This window comes from Nocardia sp. NPDC057663, from assembly GCF_042799895.1.
Lineage (GTDB): Bacteria > Actinomycetota > Actinomycetes > Mycobacteriales > Mycobacteriaceae > Nocardia.
On record NZ_JBHVHX010000011.1, the window covers coordinates 183,589 to 192,989 of the forward strand.

Sequence of the window (9,401 nt, forward strand, 5' to 3'; positions counted from 1 at the left end):
ACAGCAGACCTCGCCACTTTCTTCCTCCATCGAACCCGGCGGAAGCACCCACACCCGGGGAACGGGCGGGTTGCTGCGACGTCGTGGAGCCAGGTCTCTCGGTCGCTCTGGATGGTTGCGACCGGCCGCAGGGGCCGGTACTGAATCAGCATGTGGCACTGCCGGGATACTTCACAACGGTAAGGATCAGCGTGAGCGCAGAGCTTGGAACGAAGGGCGCGCTCGGGCACACTGTGCGACGCGCCGACGGCTCGGTGTGCCTCACCTGGGGGGATTTCGCCCGAAGCGGGAGTAGCGTCGGATGTCTCCGCGTCGATGAGGAGTGCGCCGTGACCGAGCCGCGTCGTTCCACCACACTGACCACGCTGGCGGCCTGTGCCGCCGCGCTGCTGCTGACCGCGCCCACCGCGGCGGCGGAGCCCGCCGCGCCTGCGGTAACCAGAGATGCGCCCGCGACCCAGGCGGCGGATCCTGGCGACCTGCTCGGGGCGTATCACACCGTCGTCGACACCCTCGAAGCGCTCGGCGTCCAGCCGTTCCTGTATCCGACGGTCGCCGCGAACTGCGCCGGTGACGGCCTCGGCCTGATCCCCGCCGTCGCAGGTGCGGTCCCGGGCCCGTGGCCGGCGAACTCTGTGCAGATCCCAGGCCTCGACCTCACCGCGGTGAAATCCGGGCAGACGATGTTCACCTTCCTGCCCTACGGCCTGTCGCCCGACACCGCCACCACCAAGACTTCCGGCATGCAGGTCGCCTGGCTCAACATCAGCACCGGCCGCGGCGGCCTGGCATCGATGGGCTCGATCACCGACATCGTCCGCGCGATGGTCCCACCCGAGGTCCCCGTCGAACTGCGCCCCCTCGCCGAAACCGCCATCCGCGACTTCCTGTTCACCGCCATCCCCGTCGGCGGCGTACGGGCAGTTCCCGTCGACACCGGCCGCGGCACCGTCCTGGCCGCCGTCTTCGGCACCACCGACAACGCGGGCCGCTCCTGCTTCTTCTTCCCGACGGTCGGAGTCACCGAAGTCCCTTGATCGTCACAGTCCGCCCGCGCCGCTGGATGCCCGCATCCAGTCTGAGGTGCTGTAGCCTGGTCAACCCCGCAAGCGGGGCGAGACTGGTGGCTTCGACCATCGAGTTGAGATCGAGATCTTCGAGTGCCTCACAGTAGGCGATCCCGTCCAGGTTCGTGATCGAGAAATGCCTGCCGAAGTGCCACCACCCGGGGTGGAGCTGATAGACCTCACGATCGCCGTCCAGACACAGGTTGGTCACCTGTGCCCCGGAGCCTCGACCAGGCATGGTCCCAGATCTCAGCAGGCGACGGGCGCAGGCTCTCCGCGAACCCGTCCGTCGAGCCACTGCAGTACCGCGGGGGCGCCCGCGACCGCCGCGGACAAATGCTCGACTGAGGGCACCCACAGCGTCTGCAACCGTACCCCCGCCGCGCACCAGCGGCGGTTGGTGTTGTTGATGGCGTCGACCGGAATCAACGGGTCGGTCGGCGAATGCCATTCGAACATAGGTATTTCCGGCACCCCGGCGTAGAGCTCCAGACTGTTCTCCTCCACCACCGACCGGGCGTCGGGGCTGTCGAAGATCGAGGAGTTGGTGACGTACTCGCGAGCGCTGCCGTTGGCGCCCATGGCGAGGATGGTGTTGGTGCAGCTGTTGGCCATTGCGTCACGAAGTGCGAGGCCACGCGGATTGAGATACGCGCTGATGGGCACCTGGTCCGGATACTCCCGCTCCAGACCGATCGCCGTCGCCATGGCCAGCCCGAAGGCTGGGTGCGGGTCCATGCCCAGAGCATGCGCCATCGTCACCAGGTTCACCGGGACGCCACCGATGGCCGCGCCCGCGAGCTCGAGCTCTGGTGCGTACGACGGCTGCAGCGCTGCCGCCCATGCGGTGGCCATGCCGCCACCGGAGTAGCCGGTCATCACCACTGGGCTGTGCTGCACGGCGAGTACGGGCAGCCGTTTCACCGCCCGGATGCCGTCCAAGACGATCTGGCCACCCAAACGCGCGGCTCCCATGGCGAACTCAGGTCCGAGATGATCCGGCAGTGCGACACTCCAACCCTGCTGCAGCACGACGTTCAAGATCGGCGTCGTCGACACCAGATTCAGGTCGCTGTTGTACAGCATGTGCGATACCCCGCAGCCCGTGCCGAGCGCATTGATGAAGTGCTGATACGACAGCAACGGCCCGTCGGGCCGATGGCCGGCGGGGGTCAGGATCGTGGTAGTCGCCGCGATCGGCGCACCGTGCGAATCGGTGGACCGGTACTTGACCAATGTGACGGTGGCGCTGGGGAAGAGGGGCAGCGGCGGCTGTGCCCGCATGTCGAGCACATCACCGGCGGGGTGCTCCGCCAAATCCGCCGGGGCGGCGTAGAACGGGTCCGGATCGGAATGCGGGTACAGCGGTTCCGCGGTTGCCGTCGTCGCGAGCAGCAGCGCGAGTGCGGCACCGCCGAATGCACCGAGGACACGGGTCCAACCGCTGCCTCGGCTACCGGGGAACGCAAGAAACGGACGCTTCACGACCTTGACCTCCACTGGTTGTGCGGGGTAATTCGTCGACCAGCCAGGCGGTATTCAAGCGCTACCGCTGGCAAACTACCAGCGACACGCCGAAACGGGGCCGAATGCGCGAAAATGACACTGCGCATCCGATGTGGCCCCAAGCCGGTGACACTGACACCGCTCGAGCCAAAGGCCCGCATCACCGCGCGGCCGCCTGGAACCGGACCGGTCGCGGACCTTCCGGATCCAAGTGCATTGTGGCGGCCCTCCGCCAATTCCACGTCGATGCTGGACGCCGGTTCATCGAGAGAGGCTCGATCGACCGGGGGCCGATGCTCGAGTGCAGTTGCAGTATCAGGGCGTGCCGCGCGTTGGGTTGAGCCGAGGCCAGGTCGTCGAGGGTGAGGCCGCCCCACAAGAAACTCACGAATGGTCCACCACATCCGTGCTGACACGGAACTGTCAGGCGCGCTGCGCGGTAGCGGTTTCCGGGGCGACGAGGGGGCGTTGCTTCCAGCGCAGTCTGCCGGTGCGGTGGCGGTAGTGCGAGCGGGTCCACAGGGCGAGGTAGTGGGTCACGCCGAGCGGGTGGGCCACCGCTGAGGTGATGTCGGTGCGGCTCGGCGCTCGGCGGGTTTCGGTGCTGCGGGCGGCGAGGCGACCGGCTACTGCGGCGAGGTAGCCGAGCAGTCCGGCCCGGCGGATCCGGCCACGTCCGCAGAGGGCGGCGAGCGGGGGAATCCAATAGGCAAGGGTGGCAAGCAGTCCGATCGCGGCGCCCGCGTCGATCCGGCCGCCGTAGGCCGACCACAGCCAGCGGGTGTAGCCGTTGGTGAGCTCGTCGGCGCCGGTGTACATCCGGGTGCTCGCCGCCGGACCGGCGGTCACCAGCGCGGTGCCATGGCCTGCCCGGCGCAGCGCTCTGGCCAGGTCGAGGTCCTCAGTGGCGCTGGCGGCGACCGCGGCATGTCCGCCGCCCGCACGATAGGCCTCGGCATCGACGGCCAGGAACTGCCCGCACGCGACCGCGGTCGACGGGCGCAGGCTGTGATTGGCCGGGCCGAGCGGCAGCGTCGAGGCCCACGACCACGCGAGCAGCGGCTGGACCAAGCGCTCGGTGATCGATCCGGCCTCCTGGACCGGCCAGGCCGACACCAGACCGGCTCCGCGCCTGCGCAATTCGGTGACAGCGGCGGCGACGGCGTGCGGGGCCAGGCGGACATCGGCGTCGACGAAGACCAGGGCCGCCGCATCGGTGCGGGCCGCGAGCCGGGCGCAGGCGGCGGCCTTGCCGGTCCAGCCGGGGGCGGGATGGGCGGCCGAGCGCAGCACGCTGAAGCGGTCGTCGTCGCCGATGGCGGTGAGCGCGGCCTCGTAGGTGTTGTCGGTGGAGGCGTCGTCGAGGATGAGTACGCGCAGTCGCGGTATCCCGGTCTGGGCGCGCAGGTCGGCGATCAGGTCGGGCAGGCGGTCGGCTTCGTCGCGGGCGGGCACGCACACCGTCACGGGTTCGATCACGCCGGCGACCCGGCGCGGCAGGGTGCGCAACGTGACCAGGTTGTAGGCGGCGGTGGTCGTGCCCAGCGCGGCCAGGCCGGTGCCTGCCCAGGTCAGGTAGCGGACCGCCGCGCCCATGTCAGCGGCCCAGCCTGCGGCTGGTGACCTCGCGCCACATCTCCTGCGGCGAGAAACCGCCACGCGGCGCGTTCGGCGGGCCGGGATTGCGGTCGCGGAAGGCCAGGCCGGCGACGAGCGCGGCGACGGCGAGGGTGATGCCGCCGACGATGCCCGCCCAGCCGGCGAACGAGCGCGTGTTCGGGTCGGCGTACTTCACCTCGGCGCGCAGGGTCGAGACCTCACCGGCGGGCAGCTTCCACGACACGGTGCTGTCGCCCTCGCGGGTGCCGTTGGTCTTGGCGACGCGGGCCGGGAACGCGATGGAGAACTGCACGTCCGAGCCGTGCGGCGGCACCGACTCCAGGTCGACGCGACCGGTGAGGCTCACCAGGTCGCCGTTGCGCTGGAACTCCAGGGTGAACATGCCCTGCGTCTGATCCGACAGGCCGCCGAGCTGGCCGACCTCGCCGAAGGACAGGTCGTCGAAGAACACCTGCGAGCCGACGTACCCGTCCTGGTTGTAGTTCTCGACGCGGACCTTGGCCGCCAGCGGATCGGGCGCCTTCAGCTGCGGACCCTTGTCGGTGGGGCCGGTCGGCACGACGGCGGCGACGATCCGCCCCGACACCCGGTCGTTGGACGACACGCCCATCGACACCTGCACCCGCAGGCACCCGGCCAGCGCGGGCACCAGCAGCGCCAGCAGGACGGCGACGGCCGCGACGCGCCGCGCGGGCCCATGACGACGCGGCGAAGGAGTGGGCATGTCGGCGACGGGACTCGGCTGCACGTTTGACATCGTGCCAGGCCGGGGCCCGAGAACACACACGACGGGCCCACACGGTCGCGCCGACCCGTGCCGAACAGGCATTTCGCCCCTGATTCCGGGCCGCGACACCTCAGGTCGCGCGGTCGTCCGCTGCTGTGTGGCGCGATCGGGCGCGCAGCAGGAGCGGTATGCCGAGCGGCGCCAGGCCGAGGAAACCCCAGAGTGCGGAGGCGGGCAGACCGAGGAAGACCGCGTGCGCGAGCGTCGAGCCGAGCCAGGTCCACCCGAACACGGCGACCGGGACCGCCACCGACGGGTCATGGGCAGGCGGAACCCGCCGGTCCAGGACGGTGAGCAGCAGCGCCATCAGCGTGGCGACGAGCGCCCAGCCGAGGTAGTTGGTGTACGGAATCTGGGGGAGACCGGGCAGTCCCGCGTCGGTGACCTGCCAGGTCCACTGGCCGTCGGCCACCATCTGCGGATCGAGGAACAGATCCCAGCCGACCGCACCCACGACGAACAGCCCGGCGCGTCGCATAGCCGACCCGATGCGCGAGTCTCGGTGCACGATCAGACCCGCGACGATCCAGATCGGGTAGAGCCCGCCGGTCCAAGCCAGCGGGACCACCAGCGGAACCTCGGCGAGCGCGGCCCCGAGCCGGTCGACGGCATAGGCATAGCTGCCGAACGGAAACCCGGTGGTCGTACCGATGATCTCGGCGGTGAGCCCGAGTCCGGAGACGATGACGAGGAAGCCGGTGGCCCAGCGCCATCCGCGGGTCGTCGCCGCGTGCAGGAGGGCGGTCGCCGCCGAGAGCACGACGACGACAATCGTGATCCGATCGCGGATCGTGCCCGCACTCAACGGATAGGCGATCTGCACCAGTACCAGCAGAATCGCGGTGGCGGTGGGCAGCGCGCGCTGCGGATCGGCGCGCAGCCAGCGACCGAACGCCGCGGCGCCGCGACCTGGCCGGTTCGCGAGCCGCCGGAGGCGATGTGTGCCGATCACCGACGCTGCCTGTCCACGGGCTCGCAGGCGACCAGACGAGGCGCACCGTGGGTCCGCGCGCGTGGCCTGTTCAGTCCTGGCCTCATCGTCTGCGCGGCAACGAGAACCGGCGGATCCGGCGATCGCCGAGGACCAGCCGCGCGGCGCTGCGACCGCTGGCACCGGATACTCCGCCACCGGGATGGGTGGACGCGCCCGTCAGATACAGGCCGGGAGCGCCCGGTACCCGCTGTCCGGACAGTTCAGGCAGCGGTCGCCACAGCATCATCTGGTCGAGCGACATCTCGACGTGCATGACATTGCCGCCGCGAAGTCCCATCTCCCGTTCGAGATCGACCGGGGTCTGCACGAACCGCTGCCGTACCGAGGATGCGAATCCCGGTGCGTACCGGTCGACCTCGGCGATGATCCGATCCGCCTCGCGGTCGGCGTGTGCTGCCCAGTCGCTGCCGTCGGCGAGCTCGTAGGGATGCCACTGCGCCCACAGCGACAGCTGATGTTCGCCAGGGGGCGCGATGGTGGGGTCGAGGGCGCTGAAACTCATCGCCAGCACCACCGGCCGTGGCGGCAGCGAACCGGCGAGGGCCGCGCCGTGCGCGAGCCGCAGCTGATTCCGGTCCGAGACGAGGAACTGCAGGCCGCGGGCGGATTCGGCGGGGGAGGCGCCGGGGTACTCCGGTAGCCGGTCGGTGGCCAGGCGCACCACCATGCCGATGCCGGGGCCGACCCGGATCCGGCGCTGCCAGTCGTCGAGGGTGTCGGCGTCGAAACCACCTGTCCGCAGCAGATCCAGGGTGGCCAGGATGTGGGAGCCCGCGATCACGGTGTCGGCGTGCAGGTTTCGTCCCGATGCGGTCGACACCTGCCAGCCGCTGCCGGTGCGGCGCAGCGCGGTGACGGCGTCACCGGTGTGCAGTTCGCCGCCGTCGGAGCGCAGCCGGGCGATCAGGGCCGCGCTGAGCGCCCCACTTCCCCCCACGGCCCGGCCCGGCGGCAGGGTGTGCATGAGCGCGGCGAAACCGGCCATCGGCGCCGAGCCGGGTTCCGACATCGGCGGGCCCGACTGCGCGCCGAACCAGGCCAGCGACGCCTTGAGCCGTTCGTCGTCGAACCAGTAGTCCAGCAGCGCGTCACCGGACTGCAGAAACTCCCGTGACAGCGCGCTGCCACCGTCGCGGGCGTCCAGCCCCCAGAACGAGCGCAGCAGCCTGCCCGGCGTCGGCGGACCACCGAAGGACCGCATCACCCGCGCGCTGCGCTCACCCCACACCGCGACGAAACGCCGATAGGCGTCGGCGTCGCGTTCACCGCAGGCCGCTGCGATCGAGGCACAGGTCAGGTCGAGATCGCGATGGAAGACGATCGGCGGGCGCACGCCGTCGGACGGCGTAAACCCCCATGGATCGCAGTCGAGGTAGCGCAGCCCGAATCGCTCGAGCTCGAGCTCCTCGATGATCCCGGTGTGCCGGATCATGATGTGCGCCGAGGACCCGCGATCCACCAGATGACCGGGGAACCGCGCCACCGTCGACACCGCGCCGCCGGGCACCTCGTCGCGCTCGAGCACCTGCACCCGCTGCCCGGCCCGCGCCAGATAGCAGGCGGCGACCAGCGCGTTGTGCCCCGAGCCGACGACGACCGTCGTACCCGTCGACCTCACGCCCGGCTGCCGGACGCGGGCAGCGGCAGCCGCCGCCCCAGGATCGCGAACGGCCTGGTGTCGCCCGCGAACACGAAATTGCGGATCACATCGGTGAATCCGGCCCGCCGGTACAACCGCCACGCCCGGTTGGCCTCCTCGGGCACCTCCGGCGTCGACAGCAGCACGGCCGCCTCCGGCCGGTCCGCCAGCAGGCGCTCGAGCAGCGTCGACCCGATCCCGCGACCCTGCGCGGTGGGGTGCACGTGCAGTTCGGTGAGCTCGAAATAGTCGGCGAGCAGGTCGCGGGCGGCCGCTTCCGGCCAGCCGCACCGCCGCATTCCGGTGTGCACCTGCTGATGCCACCACTGGCGCGGTGCGCCGCTGTAGCCATAGGCGATCGCGACGATCGGGGCGGTGCGCAGGTCGACCGAGCCCGAGTCGTCGGGGAGCAGGGCGGCGACGGCGCGCCAGCCCGCGCGGGTGGTGTGCTCGGTCCACATCGGCGCGCGGTGGTGTTCGGTGCCGCGGGGATAGTCCATCGCGGCGACGTACACCGAGAGGGCGTCGTGCAGGCGCGACCGCAGGGCGGCGACGCTGAGGTCGACGACGACGGGTGCGGGAAGGTGATTCGGCTTGACGGCTGTCATGGCTCTCGTCGATGGCGCGCAGGCGCGGAAGTTGTCGGTGGGTGTCCCTATATTCAATCTCAATTCAAACGTTCGAATGGTTGTTCGATCTGTGCGAGGGGCGAAAGGGGCAGCAGATGGCTGGTCGCAACGATGGTCGGGAGCACGCGGGGCACGACGGTCGCGCGGGCGGGCTGCTACGTCAGGCCGACGCCTTGCTCACCGATTCGGCCTGGGAACATGAGCCAGGCGAGCGATTCCGTACCGCCTACCTGGCCGCCCTGCGCGGAGCGGGCGCGATGATCGCGCTCACCGGCGCCGACCGGGCGCCCCGGGCCAGGTCGCGCAGCGCGTGGGTATTGCTGAGACGCGCGACACCCGAGTTCGCCATGTGGGCGGATTACTTCGAGGCGCATTCGCAGTTGCGGGCCGATCTGGAGGCCGGATTGGACCGCGCGATCACCGACACCCGGGCCGACGAGTTCTGTTCACGGGTCGGCGCATTCCTCTACGACATCGACGATGCGCTGGTCGCCGCCGCCAAGACACGCCCGCAGCCGAGTCGCGACCGGGACATGACCGCTTAGTTATCACCGAGTAGGTGGTACGGCTTCGATCGAACTCGTATCATGGGGAGCAGATAGCCGCCAAGGTCGGCTACCCGTCGCCTACCCGGAGGCGACCAGCCACGCCTAGTGCCGGGGGAGGTACCGTGCCACTCTCCGAGCACGAGCAGCGCATGCTCGAACAAATCGAGAGCGCTCTCTATGCTGAGGATCCGAAGTTCGCCTCGTCCGTCCGCGGCGGACGACTTCGCTCCACGTCGAGTCGACGCAGACTGCAGGCCGCGGCGTTGTTCGCCATTGGCCTGTTCCTGCTCGTCGCCGGCATCGCCGCCCCGTTCAAGCCGGGCGGTTTCCCGATCATCAGTCTCGTCGGATTCATCGCCATGTTCGGTGCGGGTGTCCTGCTCATGATCGGCAACTCGCGCAGGTCCGCTCGTCCGGACTCGACCGAGACTCCCGCCGCGGGCAGCAGTGGCCCGTCGGGTGGCTCGACCGGGCGCGGTGGCCGTCCCCGCAAGTCGGGCGGCTTTTCCGAGCGGATGGAGGACCGGTTCCGCCGAAGGTTCGAGCAGGAGTAGCTCGGCTGTAGCCGGAGCGTAACGGCATCGAAGGCGGCGCCGCACCCGATCGGGTGC

The 9,401-nt window shown here is 70.1% G+C and carries 10 protein-coding genes and 1 riboswitch; of the genes, 3 read left to right on the plus strand and 7 right to left on the minus strand.

Features of this window, described 5'->3' with window-relative positions:
- Positions 1-23: 23 nt before the first annotated feature.
- A riboswitch (SAM riboswitch) is annotated at positions 24-118 on the minus strand.
- A gap of 211 nt (positions 119-329) precedes the next feature.
- On the plus strand, positions 330-1,037 hold the full coding sequence (locus ACFVAV_RS23080) for a hypothetical protein (RefSeq protein ID WP_379037182.1): 708 nt from the start codon (positions 330-332) through the stop codon (positions 1,035-1,037).
- Here ACFVAV_RS23080 and ACFVAV_RS23085 read toward each other — a convergent pair.
- The 7 genes from ACFVAV_RS23085 to ACFVAV_RS23115 all read right to left on the minus strand — a co-directional run bounded on the left by ACFVAV_RS23085 (position 1,021) and on the right by ACFVAV_RS23115 (position 8,221).
- Positions 1,021-1,305, minus strand: coding sequence for a DUF6892 domain-containing protein (locus ACFVAV_RS23085; RefSeq protein WP_379037183.1), 285 nt, complete (start codon positions 1,303-1,305; stop codon positions 1,021-1,023). The two genes, ACFVAV_RS23080 and ACFVAV_RS23085, sit on opposite strands and share 17 nt — an antisense overlap.
- A gap of 11 nt (positions 1,306-1,316) precedes the next feature.
- Positions 1,317-2,552, minus strand: a complete 1,236-nt coding sequence (locus ACFVAV_RS23090; RefSeq protein WP_379037184.1) for a lipase family protein — start codon at positions 2,550-2,552, stop codon at positions 1,317-1,319.
- Between the two features lie 444 nt (positions 2,553-2,996).
- Positions 2,997-4,169 carry a glycosyltransferase gene (locus tag ACFVAV_RS23095; RefSeq protein ID WP_379037185.1) on the minus strand — a complete coding sequence of 391 codons (1,173 nt, stop codon included), beginning with the start codon at positions 4,167-4,169 and terminating at the stop codon, positions 2,997-2,999.
- Position 4,170: 1 nt separating this feature from the next.
- Positions 4,171-4,917, minus strand: a complete 747-nt coding sequence (locus ACFVAV_RS23100) for an LppM family (lipo)protein (protein ID WP_379037187.1) — start codon at positions 4,915-4,917, stop codon at positions 4,171-4,173.
- A 133-nt stretch (positions 4,918-5,050) separates the two neighbouring features.
- Positions 5,051-5,860 carry a carotenoid biosynthesis protein gene (locus tag ACFVAV_RS23105; protein WP_379037206.1) on the minus strand — a complete coding sequence of 270 codons (810 nt, stop codon included), beginning with the start codon at positions 5,858-5,860 and terminating at the stop codon, positions 5,051-5,053.
- A 154-nt stretch (positions 5,861-6,014) separates the two neighbouring features.
- Complete coding sequence (locus ACFVAV_RS23110) at positions 6,015-7,592, minus strand: phytoene desaturase family protein (RefSeq protein WP_379037188.1); 1,578 nt, start codon at positions 7,590-7,592, stop codon at positions 6,015-6,017.
- Positions 7,589-8,221 (minus strand): GNAT family N-acetyltransferase, encoded by a 633-nt coding sequence (locus ACFVAV_RS23115; protein ID WP_379037189.1) that lies wholly within the window; start codon positions 8,219-8,221, stop codon positions 7,589-7,591. Before ACFVAV_RS23115 ends, ACFVAV_RS23110 begins: the two co-directional genes overlap by 4 nt.
- Before the next feature lie 116 nt (positions 8,222-8,337).
- On the opposite strand from ACFVAV_RS23115, the gene ACFVAV_RS23120 reads away from it, so the two are divergent.
- On the plus strand, positions 8,338-8,787 hold the full coding sequence (locus ACFVAV_RS23120; RefSeq protein ID WP_379037190.1) for an SAV_6107 family HEPN domain-containing protein: 450 nt from the start codon (positions 8,338-8,340) through the stop codon (positions 8,785-8,787).
- Between the two features lie 125 nt (positions 8,788-8,912).
- A complete protein-coding gene (locus ACFVAV_RS23125) occupies positions 8,913-9,344 on the plus strand; it encodes a DUF3040 domain-containing protein (protein WP_379037192.1) in 432 nt (143 codons plus the stop codon).
- The last annotated feature ends 57 nt before the right edge of the window (positions 9,345-9,401 follow it).